This is a genomic window from Streptomyces soli (genome assembly GCF_003999195.1).
Taxonomy (GTDB): Bacteria; Actinomycetota; Actinomycetes; order Streptomycetales; family Streptomycetaceae; genus Actinacidiphila; species Actinacidiphila soli.
On sequence record NZ_RJVR01000126.1, the window covers coordinates 1 to 22,940 of the forward strand.

Sequence of the window (22,940 nt, forward strand, 5' to 3'; positions counted from 1 at the left end):
GCGGTGGCGGTGGCGGCGGCGGCAGGCCGGGCGGAGCGGGCGGCGGCGGCAAGGCGCCGCAGGGCCAGGCCGGTACGGGTACGGGTACGGCGCCGCAGGGCCAGGGCGGGACCACGGGTTCGGCCCCGGGCGGGCAGCCGGGAGGCGGCATGGGTGGTGGCATGGGCGGTGGCGGTGGCAACTCCCTGCTCAACGGCGTCACTGTCAGCTCCGAGATGACGACACTGCTGAAGACCGACACGGGCTCCTACACCTGGACCGCCGCCACGGTCGGCTCCACCAGCGCCGCCGGCTTCCAACTGGCCAGTGGGGTACCCGTCATGGCGATCGGTGGCTTCAACGGCACGGACCCGACACCGACGCTCGCGCAGTTCCAGCAGTATGTGGCCGAAGGAAAGATCCACTACTTCATCGACGCGGGTGGCAAGTCGAACAGCGGCACCACCACCACGGCGTCGCAGATCACCGCGTGGGTGGCAGCGAACTACACGAAGACGACCGTGGGCACCACGACGGTCTACGACCTGAGCGGCAACTGAGCGGTAACTGCGAGAGCAGTACCCGGCGCGATGCCGGACCCGCCTGACCGGCGCCATGGACTCCATGGCCCCGGTCAGGCGCGTTCAGCCGTCCGCTACGCACGTCATGCGGTCGCGACGGACGTCCCGCCCCATTCCTCCGGGGCGACGTCCGCGAGCGTCTCCGAGAACGTCCACTGGTGGCCCGCAAGGTCCTCGGCGGCGTACTGCCTTTCGCCGTACTCGAAGTCGGTCGGTTCCATGACGATCTGCGCGCCGTGCTCCCGGGCTCGTTCGCAGTGGGCACGAGCGTCCTCCACGCGCACCATCACCGAGTGCGTGACCTCGCCGGGGCGTGGCGGTCGGCGATCCTGGCGTACATCCCCGACGATCACGGCACCGTCGCCGAAAGCGAGTTGTGCGCGGTGGTCCTCCCCGATCCGCACCCGCTCGACGAAACCGAAGGCCGCGCCCAGCCAGGCGACCGCCTCGCGTACATCGGGATAGATCAGAACGGGGATGACCGTCGACGCCGGGATGGACCGATTCGGCTTCATGTCTGACTCCAGACGACGTACTTACGTGTGCTGCAGCATACGTTCCGCGTCGCCGCCCCACGCGGGTCCTGACCGCGAGGGGCGGGCGAGCAGTCCGGCGAGCAGCACTTCGAGCAGCCCGCGGAGCGTCGTGGTGAAGCCGAGCCCAAGCTCGCCGACCTCATCTCGCCCCGGCAGCTCGCCGCCGTCGCCGCCGAACGCGGCTGGGACCTGCTGAGCACCGGCGCCGACCCCGGCTACACCCGTACGAATCTCCAGACGGCGGGCGCGAGCCTGGGACGTGACAAGCCGAAGCGCTCACTGCTCAATTCGCTCGACCTCCTGCCCTCCCAGGGCGTCGAGCAGGGCACCGAGCCGCTGCTGTACGCCGCGACCAGCCCCGACGCCGTCCGCGGCGGCTACTACGGCCCGGGCGGACGCTTCGGCCTGGTCGGCCCCACCGCCACCGCCCGCATCACCCGCAGGGCCCTCGACGCCGCGACCAACGCCCGCCTGTGGGCCGAGGCCGAACGCCTCACCGGCGTGGCCCTGCCCGCCCTCACCGCCTGACGGCGCGCGCCTTGAAGAAGGTGTAGTGGAAGGTGCCGTCCTCCTCAGCCGTCCGGCGCAGCCCGGCGATGCCCCGGTCCCACTCGGCCGGGGTGCCGAGGCCGGCGGCCAGGGCGTCGTCCCGGACGGATTCCATCACCGCGATGAAGGTCCTGCGGGTGAAGCCGTCGACCAGTGCAGGGCGGGTCCGGTCGGCGTAGACCGTACGAGGACGTACGACGATGTCGTCGTATCCGGCGCCGGTCAGGAGCGGTTGCAGCTGCCGCCCGATCAGCGCGTTGCCCCCGGCGGCGGACTGCAGGCGGACCTGGTGGGCGATCGCCGCGTGGGCGTCCGGGTCGTCGGGGTGGAAGAACGCGGAACCGTGGTCGCCCTCGATCACGGTGATGCTGCCGCCGGGCCGCAGGACGCGCCGCAGCTCGGCCAACACCCGCAGTGGTTCGGCGAGATGCTCCAGGACGAAGCAGACGAAGACGTGGTCGAAGGACCCGTCGGCGAACGGCAGGCCGTAGAGGTCGGCGTGACACCACTCCACGTCCGTCAGGCCGGCCGATCGGGCGCGGGCCTGCGCGAGAGAGCCGGCGTTGCGGTCGACCGCGACGATGTGCGCCCCCGGGCTGGCCGCGGCCAGGTGCACCGTCTGGGCGCCCACCCCGCAGCCGGCCTCCAGGACCCTGCTGCCCGCGGGGTACGCGGTGTCGCGGTGCAGCAGTTCCGCCAGGGTGTCGGCCTGATCTCCCAGGCGGCGGGCTTCGGTTGACGAGTAGCCGTGGACGTAACTCATGCTCATGCGACTCAGCCTGTCGGCACAATGGACTGATGAACAGGTCCAATGGCGATGCCCCCGACCGGTCCATAACGGTCGGCGCGTCCGGGTCCGACTTCCTCCAGCTGGACATGGCCGACGCGCCGCCCGGCGGCCTGTCCGACTGGCTGGCCCGGCACCTCCGGATGGCGATCGCGGACGGCCGGCTGCCGGTGGGGAGCAGGCTGCCGGCCACCAGGGTGCTGGCCGGCGAACTGCGCGTATCGCGTGGCGTGGTCACCGAGGCCTACCAGCGGCTGACGGAGGACGGGCAGGTCGCCGGGCGGGGCCGCGCCGGCACGGTGGTCGTCGCCGCTCCGGTGCTGCCGCCAGGGTCCGCTGCTGCGCCCTTCACCGCAGGGCCGTTCACCGCCCGCCCCGGGGCGGATGTCTTCGACACGTTGCGGACGGCGCCGGCCCGGATCGACCTGTCGCCGGGCGTGCCCGACCTGGCCGCCTTCCCGCGAGCGGCGTGGCTGCGCGCCGAACGCTCCGTACTCGCGGACCTCTCGGCGTCCAAGCTCGGCTACGGAGACTCCCGGGGGACCCCGGAGTTGCGTGGCGCCGTCGCCAACTGGCTGGCCCGCAACCGGGGGATCAGGGTGGATCCGGACGAGGTGATCATCGTTGCCGGCACGGCCCAGGCGCTCAGCCTGCTCGCGCGGGTGCTGCACGGCGCGGGGATTCGCGAGATCGCCGTGGAGGACCCCGGGTCACTCGGAGCCTGTCAGCAGCTGAGCACCGGGCAGTTGGCCACCCCGCCCGTCCCGGTCGACGCCGACGGCATACGGGTCGACGAACTGCGGGCCACCGGCGCCCCGGGCGTCCTGCTCACCCCGGCCCACCAGTTCCCGACCGGCGTAGTCCTCGGCGGGGAACGGCGCCGTGAGTTGATGCGCTGGGCCGAGGAGGGCGGACTGATCATCGAGGACGACTACGACGCCGAACACCGCTACGACCGCCCTCCGGTCCCCGCCCTGCGCGCGATGCTCGCGGAGCGCGTCTGCTACGCCGGAAGCGTCTCCAAGCTTCTCGCCCCGGCCCTGCGAACCGGATGGCTCCTCGCCCCGCCGCCCTACCGCGACGCCCTCCTCGCCGCCAAACGCTTCGCCGACCTCGGCAACGCCGCCCTGCCGCAACTGGTGCTGGCCCGCCTCATGGAATCCGGCGAACTTGAACGCCACCTGCGCCTCCTGCGCCGACGCCATCGCCGCCGCCGGGACGCGATGACCGAGGCGATCCGGCACCACCTCCCGGACGCCGTCGTTCACGGCGCGGCAGCCGGCCTGCACCTGATGGTGACCTTCAACGTGGCCTTCGCCGACACCGACCTCGCCGCGGCCGCCCTGGCGCGGGGCGTCAAAACACAGCCCCTGTCCTGGCACACCCAGCGCCCGCACCCCCCAGGACTGGTGCTCGGCTACGCCGCGAGCCCCCCGCCCGACATCGCCGAGGGGATCGCGACCCTCGGCGACCTGCTCCGTACGGTCGTCCGCTGAAACGAGTCGCCGGCCACCCCCGCCCGGACGGCGCGGGCGCCCAGCTCGCGCAGACACGCCGACAGCTCCGGCGGCTCGTGCACCTGGAGCTCGCAGCCGATCATGAGCAACCGCGCCGCGAGCCACTCCAGAGTGTCGGCGCGACGTGTACTGGCTGACCGGCACCTCCGGGTCGTCATCGTGGCCGATGTAAGCACCGCCAACTGCCCTGTCGGCCAGGCGAATTCAAAGCAGAGACCGGTCTGCTGCGGGCCGCCCGCGATCCGCAGGCCGGCCGAGCGCGACAACACCGTCATCCACTGGCCGGAGTCCAACCCCGGACGGCACCACTTCGTCGCCATGACGACTCCCGGCGCACGGGCGGCCGACCTGCGGGACTTCTTCGGCAAGGTCCGCTGAGCCCAAAAGCCGGCTGACCCGCACCCGGTCAGGCCGCCGCCCGCGCCGCCGTCGACTGCGTGAACAGCTCCCGTACGGCCTCGACGGCGCCGGCCACCATCGCCGGGTCGGCGCCGCTGCGGGCGTGGGCGCTCATCCGGATCGCCGGGACCGAGGGCAGGTCGGCACGCTCGGCGAGGCCGTCCGGGCCCTGGCCGCCGACGGTGGCGAGGACGCTCAGGGCGCGGCGGCGGATGGCGCAGGGGTCCTCAATGGCGACGAGGGGGAGCGGGGCCGGCCCGGCGGGGGCGCTCCCCCTCGGGGGCGGCGTACCAGGCGAGGGGGAGACCGCCGACCGGGATGCCCTCGGTGGCGGCGGCCTCGGTGACGTAGACCGCGAGATCGACCGCGCCCCGGTCCACGGCCTCGACCAGCCGGGCGGAGCGGTCGATGCGGAAACGTACCCGGCAGTCGGGCAGGACCTCGCGGACGGCGGCGGTCAGGCGGGGGAGGATCTGGTCGGCGGCGTGCTCGGTGGAGCCGATGACGATGACGTCGGGGTCGCCCTCCACGCCCAGCAGGGTGCGCAGCGCCTCGTCGTGGACGGCGATGATGCGCCGGGCCTGCTCGAGCAGCAGCCGGCCCTCGGCGGTGAACCGGGTACGGCGGCCGTCGCGTTCCACGACCGGGCGGCCCAGGGTCTTCTCCAGTCGCCGCACATGCTGGCTGACCGCGGACTGGCTGAGCGCCAGCGACTCGGCGGCCCGGTGGAAGCCGCCGCGGTCAGCGACGGCGATGAGGCTGCGGAGCGCCACGATGTCGAGCACATGTGCCATGGGCGAACGCTAGCACCCATCGATCAGGATTCGTGATCGGATCCGATGGTGAATCGTCGTTGGACGAGTGCAGCCTGCATCGGACATGCTGGGGTCATGTTGTTGCGAGCAGTTCCCGGGACGGCCGTCGCGCCGCGCCCCTTCGACGCCCGGCGGCGCCACGCCGCGGGCGCGCTGCTGACGCAACGCCGCGTGGTCGACTTCGGCCTCGTCAACACCATGTGTTGTCTGTGACCCACTGACCCGCCGCCCCCGCCGCGCTCGCGCTGAGCCCCGGGGCCCAGGCCCTTTGTGCTGCCCCGCTGCCCCCGGCTCGCCTGTGACGCCGGTCCGTGCGCGCTCGGCCTGCCTTCCCTGTCGTACACCGGCCGGCGCCGCCCTTCACATCCTCCCGAATCGAGGACCCCCATGACCTACGACCAGCATGTCCACGCCTGGGACGAACCCGAGGGCCTGGCCCCGCGCGGCACCCTCATCGTGCTGCCCGGGCGCGGCGAAAACAGTGCCGTGTACGAGCGGTTCGGCCGCCGCCTCGCCTTCGACGCCTACCGGGTACGGGTCCTGGGCGACGCCACCCGAGACCCGGCCGTCCCCGGGCAGGCCGCCAAACTGCTGCTCGACGAGGCCGACCCCGGCCCCAAGGTGCTGGTCGGCTCCGACACCGGCGCCCTGTACGCGACCGCGCTCGCCGCCCGCGAAGGCGCCCGGGTGGACGCGCTGGTCCTGGCCGGGCTGCCCACCGCCGACACGGCGCCCAGCGGCTCCGGCTGGGAGGACGAGCTCGAACTGCGCACCGCCTGCCCTACCCACCGGGGCCGGCTCACCGCCGACCCGGACTTCCTGCGCGGCGCCCTGGCCGGGCAGTTGTCCGACGTGCTGCCGGCCGCCGAGCTGGACCGGGTGGCCGTGCCCGTGCTGGGCCTGCACGGCAGCGACGACGCCGTCAGCCCCCTGGCCGGGGCCCGGCGGGCGTACAGCGGCTTCCCCGGGGTGCAGCTGATCAGCTTCGCGGGCGGGCGGCACGACGTGTTCAACGACGTGACGCACCGCACCGTCGCCGCCACGGTCGTGCTCTTCCTCGAACGGCTCCGCCTGTCGCCCGAGCTGCCCGCCATCGCCACGCCGGAGGCGACCGCATGAGTACCGCCGTCACCATCACGCCGACCGGGCTGGACCTCGCGCTGCGCTCCGACGCGCCGCCCGTCGTCCTCGACGTACGGTGGCAGCTCGGCGACCCCAACGGGCGCGAGTACTACCGCGTCGGTCACATCCCCGGCGCCGTCTTCGCCGACCTCGACACCGAACTGGCCGCGCCCCGACCCCGGCCGGCGGCCGCCACCCCATCCCCGACGTGGCGCGGCTCCAGGAGGCCGCCCGCCGCTGGGGCATCAGCGCGGGCCGTCCGGTCGTGGTCTACGACGACAACGGCAACACCGCCGCCGCCCGCGCCTGGTGGCTGCTGCGCTGGGCGGGCGTCGAGGACGTCACCCTGCTCGACGGCGCGCTCGCCGCCTGGCAGAGCGCGGGCCTGCACCTAGCAGCCGGCGACCCGGTGCCCGCGCCGCCGCCCGGCGACATCACCCTCACGCCCGGCCGCCTCCCCGTCCTCGACGCCGACGAGGCCGCCGGCCTCGCTAGCAAGGGCCTCCTCCTCGACGCCCGCGCCGCCGAGCGCTACCGGGGCGAGACCGAGCCCGTCGACCCCCGAGCCGGCCACATCCCAGGGGCCGTCAGCGCCCCCACCGGCGACAACCTCACCGCCGTCGGCACCTTCCTCCCGGCCGCCGAACTGCGCGCCCGCTTCGCGGAGCTCGGCGCCGACCCGGCAACCGCCGTCGGCGTCTACTGCGGCTCCGGCGTCACCGCCGCCCACCAGATCGCCGACCTCGCCATCGCCGGCATCGACGCCGCCCTCTTCCCCGGCTCCTGGTCCGCCTGGTCCGCCGACCCCGCCCGCCCCGCCGCGCTTGGCTCCCAGCCCGGCTGATCCAAGAGCGCGCTGAAGGTCTGTACCGGGCTCGCGACGCCCAGCACGCCCATCTGCTGCGTTGGCCGAAGCCCCAGATAGGACACCACTATCTGGGAATCCGTCCGCCTTGCAGCGACACACCGGACGCCGCTCCCTGATCCGGCCCAGACCTTCAGCACACTCCTGGCCGAACCCGAGAGGACCCCCATGTCAGTCAAGGAGTACGCCGCCCCCGGTGCGGTTCCGCCGAAACCGACGGCACAGGCCGCCGCCCCGCCCGACACCCGCCTCACCATCCGCCCCGCCCGCCGGGCCCGTCGCATCCCCCGGCTGCCCCGCGCCGTACGCCGGGCCATCGGGCCGGTCGGGCTGCTGGTCGCCTGGTACCTCGGCAGCGTGACGGGCGTCCTGCCGGAGAATGTGCTGGCCTCGCCCGTCGACGTCGTACGCCAGGCCATCGAGCTCACCTCCAGCGGCGAACTGCCCCGCGCCATCGCCGCCTCCGGGCGCCGCGCCGCCACCGGCTTCGTCATCGGAGCCGCCATCGCGCTCGCGCTGTCGCTCACCGCGGGGCTCTTCCGGCTCGGCGAGGACGTCGTCGACGCGTCGATGGGCATGTTCCGGGCGATCCCCTGGGTGGGTCTGATCCCGCTGTTCATCGTCTGGTTCGGCATCGACGAGACCCCGAAGATCGCACTGGTCGCCCTCGGCGTCACGTATCCGCTGTACTTCAACATCTACGGCGGCATCCGCTCCGCCGACTCCCAGCTCGTCGAGGCCGCCCGCATGCTGGGCCTCGGCCGGATCGCGCTCATCCGCTACGTCATCCTGCCCTCCGCCCTGCCCGGCGCGCTGGTCGGACTGCGGTACGCCCTGTCGACGGCCTGGCTGGCCCTGGTCTTCGGTGAGCAGATCAACGCCGACGCCGGTATCGGCTACCTGATGAGCAACGCCGAGCAGTACTTCCGCACCGACGTGATCGTGCTCTGCCTCGCCGTCTACGCGATCCTCGGGCTGCTCTGCGACTTCGTCGTACGGCTGCTCTCCAAGCGCCTGCTGTCCTGGCGGGCCTCCTTCGACGGCGACGGGGCGTGAACGACGACATGAGCAGCGACGCCAGCAGCGCCAGCAGCGGCGACAAGAGTGAGACCAGCAGCGTCGACATCCGCGGGCTAAGCCGGACCTTCGACGGCCGTACGGTCATCGACGACCTCGATCTGACCATCGCGAAGGGCGAGTTCGTCGCCCTTCTCGGCCACAGCGGCTGCGGCAAGAGCACCCTGCTGCGCATCCTCGCCGGCCTCGACGACGAGATCAGCGGCGAGGTCATCGTCCCTGCCCGCCGGTCGGCCGCCTTCCAGTCACCCCGGCTCATGCCGTGGCTGAGGGTCTGGCGCAACGTCGTCCTCGGCCTGCCCGGGAGGGCCAACCGCGACCGTGCGCTGGCCACCCGCTACCTCGCCGAGGTCGGCATCGAGGAACGCGCCGGGGTATGGCCCAAGACGCTCTCCGGCGGCGAGGCCCAGCGCGTCTCGCTTGCCCGGGCCCTCGTACGCGAACCGGAACTGCTGCTGCTCGACGAGCCGTTCGGCGCGCTGGACGCCCTGACCCGGGTCAACGCCCAGCGACTGGTCGGCGAGCTGTGGCAGCGGCACGGCTGCTCCATCCTCCTGGTCACGCACGACGTGGAGGAGGCGCTGCTGCTCGCCGACCGCGTCCTGGTCATGGACGCCGGTGGCATCGCCCACGAGGTGACCGTCGACCTGCCCCGCCCCCGCGCCCTCGGCTCGCCCGAATTCGTCAGCCTGCGCAGCCGGTTGCTCGGCTGGCTGGGCGTCCACGACGCATCGGCCTCGGAAACACCCCTCGAAAGGATCTCGTCATGACCCGCGGACTCCGCGCCCTCCTCGCATCGCTCACCCTCGCCGCCACGGGCTTCGCCGCGACCGGCTGCGGAGGCGCGGCCGGCGCGGCATCGTCCTCCCCCCAGGTCACCCTCACCGTCGGCGACCAGGCCAAGAGCCTCCAGACGCTGCTCAACGCCTCCGGGGTCCTCAAGGGCACCTCGTACAAGGTCAAGTGGGCCGAGTTCGAGGGCGCCGCCCCGCTCTTCCAGGCCGTGCAGGCGGGCGCCGCCGACACCTCGTACGCGGCCGATCTGCCCACCCTCCAGGCGCAGAGCGGGGGCGTACCGGTCAAGGGGGTCGCGGCGCTGCACAACGACGGGTCGTCGACCGGCATCGTCGTCCAGAAGAACTCGAGCGTGAAGACAGTCAGCGACTTGAAGGGCAAGAACGTCGTCGTCTCCTCCGCCCGGGGCAGCATTGCCGAATACCTGCTCGCCAACGCCCTGCAGCAGGCCGGGCTGAAGTACTCCGACGTGCACGTGCAATACCTGCTGCCCACCCAGGCACAGGCCGCCTTCACCGCCGGCAAGATCGAGGCCTGGGCGACCTTCGGCACCTACAAGGCGGCCGTGGTCGACCAGGGCGCCCGGCAGATAGTCGACGGGACCGGCGGCCGGGTCAGTGGCTACGGCTTCATCGGCGCTGCGGACAAGGCGCTGGCCGACCAGGGCAAGAAGGCCGCGATCAAGGACTTCCTGGGGCGCTTGGACAAGGCGCTGACCTGGAGCGGCACCCACCAGGACGCGTACGCCCAGGCCATAGAGAAGGCGACCGGCGCAAAGGCGGCGGTCGCGCAGCTGATCGTCAAGCAGGGCTACGGCGAACTGGTCCCGATCACCCCGGCCGTGACCAAGACGGTCCAGAACGTGGCGGACACGATGCACGGCATCAAGATCCTCGACCCCAACGTCAATGTCGCCGACTCCGTCGACACCAGCCTCTTCGCCAAGTAACCGGCACAAGCCACGTAAGGAGCCCGCGGCCATGCCCGTGGAATTCATCAGCGCCATCCACCCCAACCGCGCCAACGACGGCGAACCGATCCGCGGCCTCGGTATCGACCCCGACCACACGCGCAGGTTCGCCCGCGCGCTGGACGACGGCGGCTTCGACTACACCCTCGTCGCCTACCACTCCTCCTCGCCCGACGCCCTCCAGCTCGCCCAGTTCGTCGCCACCAACACCGAGCGGCTCAAGCCGATGCTCGCCCACCGCCCCGGCGTGACCTTCCCGACCCACGCCGCCCGCGCCTTCGCCACGCTCGACCGGATCAGTAAGGGCAGGCTGTCCGTCCACATCATCTCCGGCGGCAACGACGAGGAGCAGCGCCGCGAGGGCGACTACCTCTCCAAGTCCGAGCGATACGCCCGCTCGGACGAGTACATCCAGATCCTGCGCAAGGTGTGGTCCGCGGGCGGCCCCGTCTCGCACGAGGGTGCGCACTACCGCTTCGAGGGCTTCCAGTCCCAAGTGGCGCCCTATCAGGACACCATCCCGATCTCTGTCGGCGGCTCCTCCGAGGACGCCTACCGCGTGGGCGGACAGCAGGGCGACATCTTCGGCCTGTGGGGCGAGCCGCTGAAGGAGACCGCCGAGCAGATCGCCTCCGTCAACGCGTACGCCGACGCCGCCTGGCGCCCCCGGCCGCGTATCTGGGTCTCCTTCCGGCCGATCATCGCCCCCACGGACGAGCTTGCCTGGGAGAAGGCCCACCGCATCCTCGGACAGGTCAAGGCCAACCACGCCGAGAGCGCCAAGCACACCCACTACCCGGCCTTCGGCACCGGCCGCCCCGCAAACGTCGGCTCCCAGCGGCTGCTGGATGTCGCCGCCCGTGGCGATCTGCACGACCGCGCGCTGTGGACCCCGCTGGCCACCGCCACCAACGCTTCCGGCTCCACCACCGCGGCGCCGAGGGCCTGGACTACTTCCTGGTCTGGGCCACCACCGACGAACCCGAGCCCCGGGTCGGCACCTTCGCCGTCCCGGGCTCCACCCCCGGCATCGAGATCACGCAGCGCTGGGACCACCTGGGCCTGCGCGCCAGCGGCAGCCACGACATCACCTTCCGCGAGGTCGAGGTGCCCGAGGACAACCTGGTCGAGATCGCCGCCCAGGGCCCCGGCGCCCAGCAGGACAACCGCGCCCTCGCCGCCCTCCACCTGCCGCTCAACGCCCTCTACCTGGGCGTCGCCCGAGCCGCCCAGCGCTACTTCCACCGCTTCGCTCACGAACGCGTCCCCAGCAACCTCGGCCACCCCGTCGCCGAGACCGAACGCTTCCGCCGCGCCGCAGGCGAGATCGAGCTGCTCCTCGACAGCGCCGAGCAACTCGTCTTCGGCGGCGCCGAACGCGTCGACGCCGGCGACGGCTCGTACACCCCCGAACAGGCCCTCGGCACCAAGGTCCTGGCCGCCCGGCACGCCACCACGGCCGTGGAAACCGCCGTCCGGCTCCTCGGCAACCCGGGCCTGAGCCGCGCCAACCCCCTGGAGCGGCACTACCGCGACATCCAGTGCGCCCCCTCCACGCGCCCCAGGACGACATCGTCCTGCTCGCCCTCGGGAAGGCGGCCCTGGGCCGATGACGACCTCCCTGACCACCGAACGCGCCGCCGCCGGAGCCCGCCTGCTGGGCCTGCTCGCCCGCGACCTCGCCCCCGACCGGCTCACCACCGACCCCGCAAGCACCGCCGCATACGCCACCGACCGCTCCGGCACCCGGCGAGCGGAGCGAAATGGGGATACCCCCACGCGAAGCTGTGGGGGAGGGGAGCCGCTGGCCGTCGTCCACGCCGAGGACGCGGACGACGTACGCACCACCCTCCGCCACGCCGACGCCCTGCGCGTACCGGTCGTCCCCCGGGGCGCCGGGACCGGGCTGTCCGGCGGTGCCACGGCCGACGAGGGCAGCCTCGTCCTGGACCTGGCCCGCATGAATCGCATCCTGGAGATCGCGCCGGAGGACCAGCTCGCCGTCGTCGAGCCCGGCGTCATCACCGCCGACCTCGACCGCGCCGCCGCCGCCCACGGCCTGCGCTACGCCCCCGATCCGGCCAGCGCCGCCATCTCCACCATCGGCGGCAACATCGCCACCAACGCGGGCGGCCTGCGCTGCGCCAAGTACGGCGTCACCAGGGACAGCGTCCTCGGCCTCGAGGCCGTACTGGCCGACGGCACCCTGCTGCGCACCGGCCGCCGCACCGTCAAGGGGGTCACCGGCTACGACCTGACCGCGCTGCTCACCGGCTCGGAGGGCACGCTCGGCGTGATCACCTCGGCCACGCTGCGGCTGCGGCCGGTGCCGGTTGCGACGGCGACCGTCGCCGCGTACTTCGGCACCTTGGAGGCGGCGGCGGACGCGGCCACCGCGATCGGCGCGGCCCGCATTGTGCCCGCGATGGCCGAGCTGCTCGACGGCCCGGTGCTCGCCGCGATCGACGACGCCCAGGGTTCGGACCTGCGCGGGCAGGGTGAGGCGCTGCTCCTGGTCCAGTGCGACGGGGCCGGCGCCCTGGCCGAGGCCGAGGAGGTCGTACGTGTACTGCGCACGGCCCGGGCGGCATCCGTGCAGGTCACGGACGACCCGGTGGAGGCGGAGGCACTGCTGGCGGCCCGCCGGCTCGCCCTGCCGTCCATCGAGCGGGTCGGCCGGCCGCTGATCGAGGACATCGCTGTGCCGCGCTCCCGGCTCGCCGCCGCCGTGCGTGAGATCGAGGCCATCGCCGCACGTCACGACGTACCCGTCTACACGCTGGCGCACGCCGCCGATGGCAATCTGCACCCGATCCTGGTGGTCGACCCTTCCCCTACCTTCGGCGGGGAGACCCCTACCCTGACCGGCGTGCCGGAGGCCGTCTGGCAGGCGGCCGGCGAGATCTTCGCCGCCGCGCTGCGGCTGGGCGGCACGCTCACCGGGGAGCACGGGGTCGGCGTCCTGAAGCGGCGCTGGGTCGCCGACGAGCTGGGGCCGGAGAACCACGCCCTGCAGCGACGGCTCAAGGCGGCCTTCGATCCCCACGGGATCCTCAACCCGGGCAAGGCCATCTAAGAGGCCGCGCGAATAGGTGGGGCGGTGTCGCGTGCCGATGGGCGGCGCCTGGTGGCGTTGTCGTCGGTCGACGACGTCTCCCAGCCTGGCGGCTGGGTGGGGGCACTCTCCCCCCGGACGGAGTCTGGGGGGAGAGTGCCCCCACCGCCTTGCCAGACTCGGCCCTCGACACGCTCCATCCTCCGCCCCACCTATTTGCGCGGCCTCTAAAACGTAGTCGCCCGCTTCCCAGGCGCGGTTGTCAGTGCCCGGTGCAAGACTGAGGACGACCAGGGACAGCACCTGTCGAAGGAGCGGACATGCTCAGCACAAACTATGTTCCCGGCGCCCCCAACTGGATCGACCTGGGTTCGCCCGACATCGACGCCTCCGTCGCCTTCTACGGCGGCCTGTTCGGCTGGACCTTCCAGTCGCTCGGCCCCGAGGCGGGCGGTTACGGCTTCTTCCAGCTCGACGGCAGGACCGTGGCAGCCGTCGGCCCGCTCATGCAGCAGGGCGCCGGCCCGGCCTGGACCATCTACTTCCAGACCCCCGACGCCGACCTCACCGCCAAGACCGTCGAGCAGGCCGGCGGCACCGTCCGCTTCGAGCCGATGGACGTCTTCACCGCCGGCCGGATGGCTGGGTTCACCGACCCCACCGGCGCCGAATTCGCGGCCTGGCAGCCGAACGAGACCAAGGGCCTGGACGCCGTCACCGAACCCGGCACGCTCTGCTGGACCGAGCTGCACACCACCGACGCGGCCGCCGCCCGCAACTTCTACCACGCGGTCTTCGCCTGGGACGCCCAGGACATGCCGCTCCCCGGCGGCCTGACCTACACCGTCGTCTCCACCACCGGCGGCGGCCAGGAAGCCTCCATCGGCGGCATCATGCAACTCGCCGACGAGTACGTCTCCTCCGGCGCGACCTCGCACTGGCTGCCGTACTTCGAGGTCACCGACGTCGACGCCGTCGTCACCAAGGCCAACCAGACCGGCGGCACCGTCCACATGCCCGCCGTCGACATGGAAGGGGTCGGCCGCATGGCCGCACTCGCCGACCCGTCCGGCGCGCTCTTCTCCGTCATCAAGAGCCAGCCGCCCATGCAGGCCTGACCAACCCGGCACCGTCTGCTCGCTACTCCGGGGGCGTCGGGGTGTCGTGGCTGGCGAACATGGCCTGGATGTCCAGCTCGAGCTGGATCGTCGGACCGACGACCGCGATGCCCCGCGCCAGCATCTTGCGCCAGTTGAGGGTGTAGTCCTCGCGATGCAGTTCGGCCTTGGCCAGGGCGGCGCAGCGGAGCTCCTCGCCATAGCCGCCGGTGGTGAGGCCGAGGTAGGTGGTCTCGAGGCCGACCGAGCGGCTGATGCCGTGCATGGTCAGGTGGCCCTGGAGGGTCCACTTGGAGCCGCCGCGGTGCACGAAGCGGTCGCTGGCGAAGTGGACGTAGGGATAGCGGTCGACGTCGAGGAAGTCGTCGGAGCGCAGGTGGTTGTCGCGGGTCTTGTTGCAGGTGGCGATGCTGGCGGCCTCGATATGGACCTCGACCTGCGAGTCCTCCATCCGGTCGGCGATGCGGATGCTGCCCTCGAAGCGCTCGAAGCGGCCGTGCACATTTGCCATGCCCACGTGCTTGGCGATGAAGCGGATCGCGGTGTGCGGCGGGTCGAAGAGCCAGGTGCCGGGCGGCGGGAGCTCGGCCTGCGGCGACGGCGCCAACTGCACCTGGCCGATGGGGGACTGGAGCCCCTCGGCTATCTCCACCGTGCCGCGGTACGGATGCAGGCTGTCGGCGCTGATGGTGACGGTGTAGTTGCCGGGCGGCAGCGTGGTCAGGAAGGTGCCGTACGGGTCGCTGGTGCCCTTCACCCGGGTCCGGCCGGTGGCCATGTCGCTGACCGTGATATCCGCGCTGCCCATCGGATGGCCGATCGGATCCAGGACCTGGCAGCTCAGCAGACCCGCGCCCGAGGCGATCGGTGGAAGCAGTGGCGTCCCGCCGCTGTCGGATGTCGTACCCCTGCGCCGCAGCAGCGCCATGACCGCCTATCCTCTCTGCCGCTCGCTGTCCTCCGCGGTAGGCGCGGAGAGATGGACTCAACCCTAGATGGTTGCGCTCTGCAATCGCGAATCGGGGGGACCGTCAGATCCCGCCCGGTCCCGGCTGACGCACCGGCAGCCACACGCGCATGCCCCCCTATCAACAACGGGGCTTCACATTCGTCCTCCGCTCCCGGGACGAAATCCTGCGCTTCCTCACCGACAGCGGTCCGGAGGTGGTCGAGCCCGGCATCGTCCCGGCCCACCACTGGCGTCCCGACCATGCCTCGGACAACGGCGACGGCGAAGCCGTGAACCAGGACATCCTCGACTCCCTCGAGCCCATCGACAAGGTCCGCCACCTCGACATCAACGACGTCACGGACGACGACATCAACGCCTACGGCACGGTCGCGTACAAGCCCTGACCGGCAAGGACACGAACCTTCCGCCGGACCACGGGCCGGGGCTACGCTCCGGCCCGTGACTCTCATCGAAACCGATCGCCTGCGCCTGAGACCGCTGACCACCGCGGACGTGGACGCATTCGTCGCCCTGCACCAGGACGAGCGGGTGAACCGCTTCGTCGGTACTTACACCCAGCGCCAGGCCCTGGAGCGGCTCTCCGCTATCGAGACCCAGTGGGCCACCCGTGGTCACGGGCTGTGCGCCGTGGAACTGAAGGCAACGGGGGAGTTCCTCGGCCGCTGCGGCCTCCACTACTGGCGGCAGTTCGACGAGGTCGAGGTCGGCTGGACCCTGCGCGCCGAGGCCTGGGGCCACGGCTACGCGACGGAGGCCGCCCGCGCCGCCGTCGACTGGGGCTTCAGCCACCTCGGGCTCGACCTCATCACCGCCATGATCCACCACGGCAACACCGCGTCCGAGCGCGTCGCCGAACGGCTCGGCTTCACCTACGGCCGCGAGGACGTCCTGTTCGGCAAGCCGGTGAACGTCTTCGCCCTCAAGCCGGGCGGCGCCCGGTGACCGGCCGGCAGGGCGCGTGGAACGCAGCCCTTCCCTTCCGCTTACGTTGAGCGTTGAGCCGTTGAGCCGCTTAGCCGTGACGATGACCGGCTGTCCGAAGCTCACGTCCGCCCTCGTACGGGCCACCCCGGCCCCGCGGTGAAGTAGGCCCTCCTGCGCCGCGGGGCCATGAACCACCCCGACCTGGTGACGAAACCGACGGTCGGCCATGCTTACCTGACGAGCGACGGCCCCGAACCGGCGGCCAGCGAACCGCCGGCGGACGAGCCGCTGCCCTCGCGCTTCGCGCCCTGAGCTAAGGACTCCCATGGCCAAAACCCCCGAGGTCGGCACCCCCGCGCCCGACTTCACCCTGCCCGGCCTCCTCCTCGCCACCGACGACAGTGCCGGTGACGCCGTGCGCGGCAGCTACACGCTCTCCGAGCAGCGCGGCAAGCCGCTGGTCCTGGTCTTCTACCCGGGCGACAACACCGCCGTCTGCACCAAGCAGTTGTGCGCCTACACCTCCGACCTGGACCGCTTCAAGGACCTCGGCGCCACCGTCTGGGGCATCAGCCCCCAGGACCTGGACAGCCACGAGGGCTTCGCCCGCCGTTACGACCTGCGCTTCCCGCTGCTCGCCGACACCGCCCGCGAGGTGGTGAAGTCGTACGGCATCGCCGTGCCCGGACTCGGCCTGCGCCGCTCGGTGTTCATCATCGACGCGGCCGGGACCGTGCGCTGGAAGCACGTGGCCCTGGCCGGGCTGACCTTCCAGAGCACTGACATCCTCACCGGTGAGCTGGAGAAGGCGCTGGCCACTAGCTAGGACAGGCCTGGGCCTGGCTAGCCGCCCAGCCAGTGCTGCCGGCCGAGGTGCATCAGGTAGAGCTGACGGCGCGCGGTCCCCGCGATCCGCGCCTCGGCCTCCGGGTCCTCGGCCGGCGCCTCCATGAAGGCGGTGGCGGTCATCAGCATGCGGTCGACGTAGAGCTCGGACAGCATCCGCAGATCCGCCGCGCTCCAACCCTCCGACAGCGGTTGCGCCCCGAGCGCGGCGCCCACCTCGTCGGCGAACTGCCCCAGTTCGGCCGCGATCGCCTCCCGTACCGGCTTTACGCCGCCGTGCCGTTCCCGCGCGATGAAGCGGATGTGGGCGCGGTGCTCGCGTACATGCCGGGCGATGACGTCGACCGAGCGGTTGATGACCTCGGCGGCGTCGTCCTGCTCGTCGAGGATCGCCTGGATCATCGCGTGCAGACTTCCCAATGACTCGCCGACCAGGGCGACTCCGAGGTCCGCGATGTCCCGGAAGTGCCGGTAGAAGCCGGCCGGTGCGACCCCCACGGCGCGGGTGACCTCGCGCAGGCCAAGGCTGCTCAGGCTCTGGTTCTCCAGCAGGCGCAGGCCGGCGTCGAGGAGGGCCTGACGGGTTTGCAGCTTTTGGGCCTGTCTGACCCCGAGGGTGTGACTCATGTCATCCAGTAAACAACTGTTCGCCGAGTCTGGCGACCCGTGGGACGAGTAGTCTTTAAGTCAGTGAACAACTGTTACTCCAACTGTTCACTCAAAATCTCTTCGCAGGTCCTTCGCCACCACCCGAGAAAGAGCGCGCACATGGCCCTCCTTGTCGTCCTGGTCGCCTTCGGGGTCCTCCTCGGCGCCGCCTCCTACACCTCCCTCCCGGTTCTGATGGCCGGTGCCGGGCTCGTCGGTGCCTGGCTGCTCGCCTTCTACATCCGCGAGCGCGTCTCGCACACCCGCAACCGCTGACAACCCAGGGGGAAGCACTCATGGACACCTACGCAACGCCCGACGCCACCAGGGCCCGCACCCGTCCCAAGGACGGCACCGACGGCGCCGACGGCATGGCCGTCGCCTCCTTCGTGCTCGGCCTGCTCGGGCTCCTCGCCTTCAACGCCGTCCTGGGCCCCTTCGCCCTGATCCTCGGCGGCATCTCCCTCGTCCGCGGCACCCGCCGCCCGGGCCGGGCGATCCTGGGTCTCTTCCTGGGCGCGGCCGACCTGGTCGTGCTGGTCGTGCTGGTCACGATGCACCACGGCGTCATCTGGCCGTTCGGCCTCTGACCGGCGATCTTCGTTCACACGCCAGCGGGCCCCACCCCTTCCCGGGGTGGGGCCCGCTGTGTGTTCGCGCGTAGCGAGTCCGTTTCCCGGGTCAATTACCGGCGTCCGGGGGTTGGCGCGGGTCGCGGGCGTGGTTGTCGTTCACGGACTTCACTTAATCGTTCCGGCGAGCGATTAGTGAGAGGGGCGGTGGCCGTATGCCCGACACCTCCCGACACCGAAGAGGCGCCGCGAGCGTCCCCTGGCGGTCGGTGCTCACCGCCGCAGCGGCCGGAGGCGGCGCGCTCGGCGCCTCCTGGCTGCTCAGCGGCTGCTCGCGCCGCCGCGTCCGTCCCCGCCACCCCGGCAAGCCCGACCAGGGCGGCACGATGTGGATCGCCCGCCCCCGGCCTCCGACGCCAGACCTTCGACCCGGCGAGAGGGGCACCCGGCCAGGGACCCGCAGCCGACAACGCACCCTCCCGGGGTCCAGGGGCAGCGCCCCTGGTTTCGGGAAGGGGCGGGGTGGGGGAACAACCACCTGGCCACCGGCCCGCACCCGACCGACAACCACAGCCACCCGCGCCAACCCCGGCACGACGGACGGAGTCCGGCGCAGCCGTCCCGAGGCCTGCGAGGGCGGCGTCAAGAAAAGGGGCAGTATGCGGTACCGAGAGCAGTTCGACCGCCAGGTCGAGGTCCAGGACGTCTGGATCCCCACCCGCGACGGCACGCGCCTGCACGCCCGAATATGGCGCCCGGCGGACGCCGACACGGCCCGCGTCCCCGCCCTCCTCGAGTACCTTCCGTACCGCAAGAGCGACTGGACCGCCCCGCGCGACGTGCAGCGGCACCCCTATTACGCCGGGCACGGATATGCCTCCGTACGCGTCGACATGCGCGGCAGCGGCGACTCCGAGGGCGTGATGCTGGACGAGTACACGCCCACCGAGCTGGACGACGGCGTGGACGTGATCAACTGGCTCGCGGCGCAGCCGTGGTGCACCGGCAAGGTCGGGATGTTCGGCATCAGTTGGGGTGGCTTCAACGCCCTCCAGGTCGCCGCTCTTCGCCCGGAACCCCTCAAGGCGATCGTCACCGTCTGCTCGACCGACGACCGGTACGACAACGACGTGCACTACACCGGCGGAGCGGTCCTCGGGATCGACATGCTCGCCTGGGCGGGCACCATGCTGGCGTTCACGGCCCGGCCGCCGGACCCGGCCACCGTCGGGGACGAGTGGCTGCCGATGTGGCGCGAGCGGCTGGACGCGCTGGAGCCGTACCTGCACACGTGGCTGGCCCACCAGGAGCGGGACGCGTACTGGCGGCACGGCAGTGTCTGCGAGGACTACGCGGCGATCGACGCCGCCGTTCTCGCGGTGGGCGGCTGGGCCGACCCGTACCGGGACACGGTGCTGCGCCTGGTCGAGAATCTGGACGGCATAACCCCCGTCCGTGGCCTCATCGGCCCCTGGTCGCACCAGTATCCCGACACGGGCCTGCCGCCGGGCCCGGCGATCGGGTTCCTGCAGGAGACGCTGCGGTGGTGGGACCACTGGCTGAAGGGCGAGGAGACGGGGGTCATGGACGACCCGGCGCTGCGCGGCTGGATCAATGACTCGGTGCCGCCGGCCACCTTCTACGAGACCATGCCGGGCCGCTGGGTCGGCGAGGACACCTGGCCGTCGCCGTCCGTCACCTGGGACGAACGTCCTCTGGGCACTGCCGAGCCGGTGGTGGTCAGGTCGCCGCAGCACACGGGCGTCGACGCCGGCCGCTTCTGCCCGTACGGAAACCCGACCGACCTCCCGACCGACCAGCGTGAGGAGGACGGGCGCTCCGTCTGCTTCGACTCGGCCCCGCTCACCGACCGCGTGGAGATTCTGGGCCGCCCGCGCGTCCGCCTCCGCCTCGACAGCGACACCCCGCGCGCCAACGTCATCGCCCGCGTCTGCGACGTGGCCCCGGACGGCTCGTCCACCCTCGTGACCCGAGGCGTGCTCAACCTGCTCAGCCGCCACGGCCGCGACCAGGCGGTCGAGTGGACGCCGGGCACCTTCGAGGACGTCGAGTTCGGGCTCAATGCCACCGGTTACGCCTTCCCGCCCGGCCACCGCATCCGCGTGGCCGTCTCGGACGCGTACTGGCCCTGGGTCTGGCCGCACGGCGAGCGGGGCGCGCTGACCGTGCTCCCCGCGGACAGCGCCGTACTGCTCCCGGTGCGTGACCCGGCGTACGACGAGGGCCGTGAGCCCATCCACTTCGAGGAGCCCGAACAGGCCGTGCCGCTCGCGGGGACGACCGAGCCGCCTGCCGGCGCTGCCGACCGGCCCGAGCGCCGCGTCACGCACGATGTGGCGACGGGGGAGTGGACCCTGGAGGTCGACCCCAACTACGGCGGGACCCGTACTTACCCCGACGGACTGCGCTACGAGGAGAGCGCGACCGAGACCTATCGGATCCGCTCCGGCGATCCGCTGTCGGCCGTGGCAAGCTCACGGTGGAAGACGCGGCTGCGGCGAGGCGAGGCATGGGACGTGGAGATCACCACCGGGACCGAGCTGCGCGCGACCGCGACGGAATTCATCATGGACAGCCACGTCGAGGCACGGGCGAACGGAGAGACAGTGGCCAAGCGAGCATGGCACCGCGCAGTGCCGAGGACCTCCGCATGACCTCAGCCCCCGAACGCAAGCCGCGTCGCGCCGTTGCCGCCGCCGCCCGCACCCGTCAGCCCACGGAGGTCAGGCGCCGCCTGATCGTGGAGGCGGCGGTCCCGCTGATCGCCGAGCGCGGTTATGCGTCGGTCGGGGTGCGCGACGTGGCGGCTGCGGTGGGGGTGTCGGTCGGCACGGTCACGTACCACTTCGGCAGCGTTCAGGAGATCCTCTCCGAGGCGATGGTCCTGCACTTCGAGCCCTACTACGCCGCCATGAGCGAGGCCGCCGACAGTGCGCCCGGTGCCACGCAGGGTCTGCGGCTGATGATCGACACCCTCTTCACGGACGACACCGACCGGCACTGGCGCATGTGGTTCGACTACTGGAACGCCGGTGACCGCGGCGACCAGGCCTTCGCCCGTGGCCAGGCCGAACGCTACGCCGCCTGCACGCCGAGATCCGTGCCCTCGTGGAACGCGGCCACGCCGAGGGCGACTTCACCTGCGACGACTCCGACGACTCCGACGGCTTCGCCGTCCGCTTCTCCGCCCTGGTCGACGGCCTCGCCCTGCAGCGGCTCTGCCAGGCGCCCCCGCTGAGCACGGACGACGCCAGGCGGCACCTGTACCGGCTGGTCGAGGTGGAGTTGGAGCGGTGAGCGGTAGCTCAGTGGCTCCGCCGGTCAGAAGTGTGTGGCGATACCGAAAACCCTGCGGAGCTGGGCCATGTCACGGCGGTCGTGGTCGGCCGGTTCGTACCCCTGGTGGAAGTAGACCTGTTGCCGCGCTGACAGGCAGGGGACGGGCGTCCCCTGGATCGTCCCCGTGACGAAGCAGTCAGCAGGGTAGACGAACGGGCGCTCCGGGTCCGGCGAGGCCTGTACGGCCGCGCCGTCCGGAGCGAAGACCAGGGGGTGCAGATCGAGTTCCTGGCCGCCCGGACTCGTGACGACGAACCTCACCGGACGCAGGTCGAGGGTCTCGGCGAAACCGGCGTTCGCGAGAGCTGCGACGACGGTCGGTTCCTGGTCCTGCCGGTGCATGAGATCCAGATCGCGGTGGCGGCGGGACTGCTCCCCGATGAGTGCGTCGATGCCCCAGCCGCCACCGATCCAGACACTGACGCGGGCCCCCCGGAGCACGGCGAGGACGGACAGCACGTCGTCAGCGGTCATCACGGTCAGTACCGAGTCCCCTCCGCCGCCGGCAGGGCGTCGAGCTCCGCCAGATCGGCCGCGGACAGGACCAGGTCGGCCGCGCCGGCGTTGTCGGCGAGGTAGGCGGGCGTCTTGGTGCCGGGGATGGGTACGACGTACCGGCCCTGGGCCAGCACCCAGGCGAGGGCGACCTGGGCGGGGGTGGAGCCGAGGCGGTCGGCGATCTGCCGCGCCTTGCCCACGATGGCGAGGTTGGCGCGCAGCGCCTCCTGCTGGAAGCGGGGGAGCCGGCGGCGCATGTCGTCGGCGGGAAGGTCGTCGAAGGAGGCGAAGCGGCCGGCGAGGAAGCCACGGCCCAGCGGGGAGAAGGGCAGGAAGGCGATGCCCTGCTCCTCGCAGTAGGGCAGGACGTCCGCCATCGGGTCCCGCGTCCACAGCGAGAGCTCGGACTGCACCGAGGCCACCGGATGGATCGCGGTCGCCCGCTTGATCTCCTCGACCGAGACCTCCGAGAGCCCGATCTCCCGCACCTTGCCCGCCGTGACCGCCTCCGCCAGCGCGCCCCAGGTCTCCTCGACCGGCACCTCCTCGTCGATGCGGTGCAGCTGGTAGAGGTCGACGTAGTCGGTGCCGAGGCGGCGCAGGCTGTCGTCGATCGACCTGCGGATGTGCTCCGGGCGCCCGTCGCGCCCGTACACGGGCCTGCCGTCCTCCGAACCCGTCACCACCAGGCCGACCTTGGTGGCCAGCACCGCCCGCTCCCGGTACGGGCCGGCCAGCGCGCGGCCGACCAGCTCCTCGTTGGTGTGGGGCCCGTACGCGTCCGCCGTGTCGATCAGGGTCACGCCCAGGTCCAGCGCCTGCCGGATGACCGCGACCGAGGTTGCCTCGTCGCGGCCGGCCGGATCGTAGGCATAGGTCATCCCCATGCAGCCCAGGCCGACGACTCCGACCTCGGGGCCCTTGCTGCCGAGCGTTGTGGTGCGCATCAGTTGC

At 72.0% G+C, this 22,940-nt stretch carries 24 protein-coding genes and 4 pseudogenes; 21 read left to right on the forward strand and 7 right to left on the reverse strand.

Annotated features, from left to right (window positions below; all coding sequences use genetic code 11):
* A partial coding sequence (locus EFK10_RS47255; protein WP_456318721.1) for a mannosyltransferase YkcB-related protein occupies positions 1-539 on the forward strand: 539 nt, incomplete at its 5' end.
* Positions 540-643: 104 nt separating this feature from the next.
* Here EFK10_RS47255 and EFK10_RS10965 read toward each other — a convergent pair.
* Positions 644-1,075 carry a VOC family protein gene (locus EFK10_RS10965; protein ID WP_127355538.1) on the reverse strand — a complete coding sequence of 144 codons (432 nt, stop codon included), beginning with the start codon at positions 1,073-1,075 and terminating at the stop codon, positions 644-646.
* A gap of 538 nt (positions 1,076-1,613) precedes the next feature.
* Positions 1,614-2,414: a methyltransferase domain-containing protein gene (locus EFK10_RS10975; RefSeq protein WP_127355539.1), complete on the reverse strand. Its 801-nt coding sequence runs from the start codon at positions 2,412-2,414 to the stop codon at positions 1,614-1,616.
* Between the two features lie 29 nt (positions 2,415-2,443).
* Here EFK10_RS10975 and pdxR point away from each other — a divergent pair, with 29 nt between their 5' ends.
* A complete protein-coding gene (gene pdxR / locus EFK10_RS10980; protein ID WP_127355540.1) occupies positions 2,444-3,928 on the forward strand; it encodes a MocR-like pyridoxine biosynthesis transcription factor PdxR in 1,485 nt (494 codons plus the stop codon).
* A 180-nt stretch (positions 3,929-4,108) separates the two neighbouring features.
* Complete coding sequence (locus tag EFK10_RS10990; RefSeq protein WP_127355541.1) at positions 4,109-4,327, forward strand: hypothetical protein; 219 nt, start codon at positions 4,109-4,111, stop codon at positions 4,325-4,327.
* Positions 4,328-4,575: 248 nt separating this feature from the next.
* Here the strand turns inward: EFK10_RS10990 and EFK10_RS10995 are convergent, their stop codons facing one another.
* Complete coding sequence (locus EFK10_RS10995; protein WP_240677142.1) at positions 4,576-5,142, reverse strand: LysR family transcriptional regulator; 567 nt, start codon at positions 5,140-5,142, stop codon at positions 4,576-4,578.
* A gap of 96 nt (positions 5,143-5,238) precedes the next feature.
* On the opposite strand from EFK10_RS10995, the gene EFK10_RS47260 reads away from it, so the two are divergent.
* The 10 genes and pseudogenes from EFK10_RS47260 to EFK10_RS11040 all read left to right on the forward strand — a co-directional run bounded on the left by EFK10_RS47260 (position 5,239) and on the right by EFK10_RS11040 (position 14,165).
* A complete protein-coding gene (locus EFK10_RS47260) occupies positions 5,239-5,376 on the forward strand; it encodes a hypothetical protein (protein ID WP_164835931.1) in 138 nt (45 codons plus the stop codon).
* A 174-nt stretch (positions 5,377-5,550) separates the two neighbouring features.
* Complete coding sequence (locus tag EFK10_RS11000) at positions 5,551-6,282, forward strand: alpha/beta hydrolase (RefSeq protein WP_127355542.1); 732 nt, start codon at positions 5,551-5,553, stop codon at positions 6,280-6,282.
* Positions 6,279-7,129 (forward strand): annotated as a pseudogene (locus EFK10_RS11005) (sulfurtransferase). The gene EFK10_RS11000 and the pseudogene EFK10_RS11005 overlap by 4 nt, the downstream one beginning before the upstream one ends.
* Before the next feature lie 189 nt (positions 7,130-7,318).
* Positions 7,319-8,206 carry an ABC transporter permease gene (locus EFK10_RS11010; RefSeq protein ID WP_127355543.1) on the forward strand — a complete coding sequence of 296 codons (888 nt, stop codon included), beginning with the start codon at positions 7,319-7,321 and terminating at the stop codon, positions 8,204-8,206.
* 8 nt (positions 8,207-8,214) lie between these two features.
* Positions 8,215-8,997 carry an ABC transporter ATP-binding protein gene (locus tag EFK10_RS11015; RefSeq protein WP_127355645.1) on the forward strand — a complete coding sequence of 261 codons (783 nt, stop codon included), beginning with the start codon at positions 8,215-8,217 and terminating at the stop codon, positions 8,995-8,997.
* Positions 8,994-9,971, forward strand: a complete 978-nt coding sequence (locus EFK10_RS11020) for an ABC transporter substrate-binding protein (RefSeq protein ID WP_127355544.1) — start codon at positions 8,994-8,996, stop codon at positions 9,969-9,971. The genes EFK10_RS11015 and EFK10_RS11020 overlap by 4 nt, the downstream gene beginning before the upstream one ends.
* A gap of 31 nt (positions 9,972-10,002) precedes the next feature.
* Positions 10,003-10,842: pseudogene (locus EFK10_RS11025) on the forward strand (LLM class flavin-dependent oxidoreductase); the annotation flags it as partial.
* Positions 10,843-11,099: 257 nt separating this feature from the next.
* Positions 11,100-11,480, forward strand: a pseudogene (locus tag EFK10_RS49885) (acyl-CoA dehydrogenase family protein); the annotation flags it as partial.
* A 121-nt stretch (positions 11,481-11,601) separates the two neighbouring features.
* Positions 11,602-13,068, forward strand: coding sequence for an FAD-binding oxidoreductase (locus EFK10_RS11035; RefSeq protein WP_127355545.1), 1,467 nt, complete (start codon positions 11,602-11,604; stop codon positions 13,066-13,068).
* 299 nt (positions 13,069-13,367) lie between these two features.
* Complete coding sequence (locus EFK10_RS11040) at positions 13,368-14,165, forward strand: VOC family protein (protein WP_127355546.1); 798 nt, start codon at positions 13,368-13,370, stop codon at positions 14,163-14,165.
* Positions 14,166-14,187: 22 nt separating this feature from the next.
* Here the strand turns inward: EFK10_RS11040 and EFK10_RS11045 are convergent, their stop codons facing one another.
* Positions 14,188-15,093 (reverse strand): YceI family protein, encoded by a 906-nt coding sequence (locus EFK10_RS11045; RefSeq protein WP_127355547.1) that lies wholly within the window; start codon positions 15,091-15,093, stop codon positions 14,188-14,190.
* Between the two features lie 149 nt (positions 15,094-15,242).
* On the opposite strand from EFK10_RS11045, the gene EFK10_RS11050 reads away from it, so the two are divergent.
* The 3 genes from EFK10_RS11050 to EFK10_RS11060 all read left to right on the forward strand — a co-directional run bounded on the left by EFK10_RS11050 (position 15,243) and on the right by EFK10_RS11060 (position 16,888).
* The gene (locus EFK10_RS11050; protein WP_127355548.1) at positions 15,243-15,521 is read left to right on the forward strand and encodes an SAM-dependent methyltransferase; all 279 of its coding nucleotides are present in this window, start codon (positions 15,243-15,245) and stop codon (positions 15,519-15,521) included.
* A 55-nt stretch (positions 15,522-15,576) separates the two neighbouring features.
* Entirely contained in the window at positions 15,577-16,080 is a 504-nt protein-coding gene (locus EFK10_RS11055) for a GNAT family N-acetyltransferase (protein WP_127355549.1), read from the forward strand.
* A gap of 307 nt (positions 16,081-16,387) precedes the next feature.
* Positions 16,388-16,888, forward strand: a complete 501-nt coding sequence (locus tag EFK10_RS11060; protein ID WP_127355550.1) for a peroxiredoxin — start codon at positions 16,388-16,390, stop codon at positions 16,886-16,888.
* Positions 16,889-16,905: 17 nt separating this feature from the next.
* Here EFK10_RS11060 and EFK10_RS11065 read toward each other — a convergent pair whose 3' ends face one another.
* Entirely contained in the window at positions 16,906-17,535 is a 630-nt protein-coding gene (locus tag EFK10_RS11065) for a TetR family transcriptional regulator (RefSeq protein ID WP_127355551.1), read from the reverse strand.
* 141 nt (positions 17,536-17,676) lie between these two features.
* On the opposite strand from EFK10_RS11065, the gene EFK10_RS47265 reads away from it, so the two are divergent.
* From EFK10_RS47265 to EFK10_RS49895, 5 genes and pseudogenes are all read left to right on the forward strand, one after another.
* Positions 17,677-17,832, forward strand: coding sequence for a hypothetical protein (locus EFK10_RS47265; RefSeq protein WP_164835932.1), 156 nt, complete (start codon positions 17,677-17,679; stop codon positions 17,830-17,832).
* 20 nt (positions 17,833-17,852) lie between these two features.
* On the forward strand, positions 17,853-18,146 hold the full coding sequence (locus tag EFK10_RS11070; RefSeq protein ID WP_206305405.1) for a DUF4190 domain-containing protein: 294 nt from the start codon (positions 17,853-17,855) through the stop codon (positions 18,144-18,146).
* 641 nt (positions 18,147-18,787) lie between these two features.
* Positions 18,788-20,803 (forward strand): CocE/NonD family hydrolase, encoded by a 2,016-nt coding sequence (locus EFK10_RS11075; RefSeq protein WP_127355552.1) that lies wholly within the window; start codon positions 18,788-18,790, stop codon positions 20,801-20,803.
* Positions 20,800-20,964: pseudogene (locus EFK10_RS49890) on the forward strand (TetR family transcriptional regulator); the annotation flags it as partial. The gene EFK10_RS11075 and the pseudogene EFK10_RS49890, both read left to right, overlap by 4 nt.
* A gap of 281 nt (positions 20,965-21,245) precedes the next feature.
* Positions 21,246-21,446 carry a TetR family transcriptional regulator C-terminal domain-containing protein gene (locus tag EFK10_RS49895; protein WP_240677153.1) on the forward strand — a complete coding sequence of 67 codons (201 nt, stop codon included), beginning with the start codon at positions 21,246-21,248 and terminating at the stop codon, positions 21,444-21,446.
* Between the two features lie 24 nt (positions 21,447-21,470).
* Here EFK10_RS49895 and EFK10_RS11085 read toward each other — a convergent pair whose 3' ends face one another.
* Both EFK10_RS11085 and EFK10_RS11090 read right to left on the reverse strand, forming a co-directional pair.
* Positions 21,471-21,962 carry a nucleotidyltransferase domain-containing protein gene (locus EFK10_RS11085; RefSeq protein WP_206305406.1) on the reverse strand — a complete coding sequence of 164 codons (492 nt, stop codon included), beginning with the start codon at positions 21,960-21,962 and terminating at the stop codon, positions 21,471-21,473.
* Between the two features lie 5 nt (positions 21,963-21,967).
* Positions 21,968-22,933, reverse strand: a complete 966-nt coding sequence (locus tag EFK10_RS11090; protein WP_127355554.1) for an aldo/keto reductase — start codon at positions 22,931-22,933, stop codon at positions 21,968-21,970.
* Between the last annotated feature and the right edge of the window lie 7 nt (positions 22,934-22,940).

Bases quoted from the DNA above. Each gene is read 5' to 3' on its own strand.
- EFK10_RS11060 (WP_127355550.1), top strand. From the start codon at position 16,388: ATGGCCAAAACCCCCGAGGTCGGCACCCCCGCGCCCGACTTCACCCTG.
- EFK10_RS10965 (WP_127355538.1), bottom strand. From the start codon at position 1,075: ATGAAGCCGAATCGGTCCATCCCGGCGTCGACGGTCATCCCCGTTCTG.
- EFK10_RS47265 (WP_164835932.1), top strand. From the start codon at position 17,677: ATGGCCCTCCTTGTCGTCCTGGTCGCCTTCGGGGTCCTCCTCGGCGCC.
- EFK10_RS11050 (WP_127355548.1), top strand. From the start codon at position 15,243: ATGCCCCCCTATCAACAACGGGGCTTCACATTCGTCCTCCGCTCCCGG.
- EFK10_RS11045 (WP_127355547.1), bottom strand. From the start codon at position 15,093: ATGGCGCTGCTGCGGCGCAGGGGTACGACATCCGACAGCGGCGGGACG.
- pdxR (WP_127355540.1), top strand. From the start codon at position 2,444: ATGAACAGGTCCAATGGCGATGCCCCCGACCGGTCCATAACGGTCGGC.
- EFK10_RS10995 (WP_240677142.1), bottom strand. From the start codon at position 5,142: ATGGCACATGTGCTCGACATCGTGGCGCTCCGCAGCCTCATCGCCGTC.
- EFK10_RS11090 (WP_127355554.1), bottom strand. From the start codon at position 22,933: ATGCGCACCACAACGCTCGGCAGCAAGGGCCCCGAGGTCGGAGTCGTC.
- EFK10_RS11085 (WP_206305406.1), bottom strand. From the start codon at position 21,962: ATGACCGCTGACGACGTGCTGTCCGTCCTCGCCGTGCTCCGGGGGGCC.
- EFK10_RS10975 (WP_127355539.1), bottom strand. From the start codon at position 2,414: ATGAGCATGAGTTACGTCCACGGCTACTCGTCAACCGAAGCCCGCCGC.
- EFK10_RS47260 (WP_164835931.1), top strand. From the start codon at position 5,239: ATGTTGTTGCGAGCAGTTCCCGGGACGGCCGTCGCGCCGCGCCCCTTC.
- EFK10_RS11000 (WP_127355542.1), top strand. From the start codon at position 5,551: ATGACCTACGACCAGCATGTCCACGCCTGGGACGAACCCGAGGGCCTG.
- EFK10_RS11040 (WP_127355546.1), top strand. From the start codon at position 13,368: ATGCTCAGCACAAACTATGTTCCCGGCGCCCCCAACTGGATCGACCTG.
- EFK10_RS11075 (WP_127355552.1), top strand. From the start codon at position 18,788: ATGCGGTACCGAGAGCAGTTCGACCGCCAGGTCGAGGTCCAGGACGTC.
- EFK10_RS11065 (WP_127355551.1), bottom strand. From the start codon at position 17,535: ATGAGTCACACCCTCGGGGTCAGACAGGCCCAAAAGCTGCAAACCCGT.
- EFK10_RS11070 (WP_206305405.1), top strand. From the start codon at position 17,853: ATGGACACCTACGCAACGCCCGACGCCACCAGGGCCCGCACCCGTCCC.
- EFK10_RS11020 (WP_127355544.1), top strand. From the start codon at position 8,994: ATGACCCGCGGACTCCGCGCCCTCCTCGCATCGCTCACCCTCGCCGCC.
- EFK10_RS11035 (WP_127355545.1), top strand. From the start codon at position 11,602: ATGACGACCTCCCTGACCACCGAACGCGCCGCCGCCGGAGCCCGCCTG.
- EFK10_RS11015 (WP_127355645.1), top strand. From the start codon at position 8,215: ATGAGCAGCGACGCCAGCAGCGCCAGCAGCGGCGACAAGAGTGAGACC.
- EFK10_RS11010 (WP_127355543.1), top strand. From the start codon at position 7,319: ATGTCAGTCAAGGAGTACGCCGCCCCCGGTGCGGTTCCGCCGAAACCG.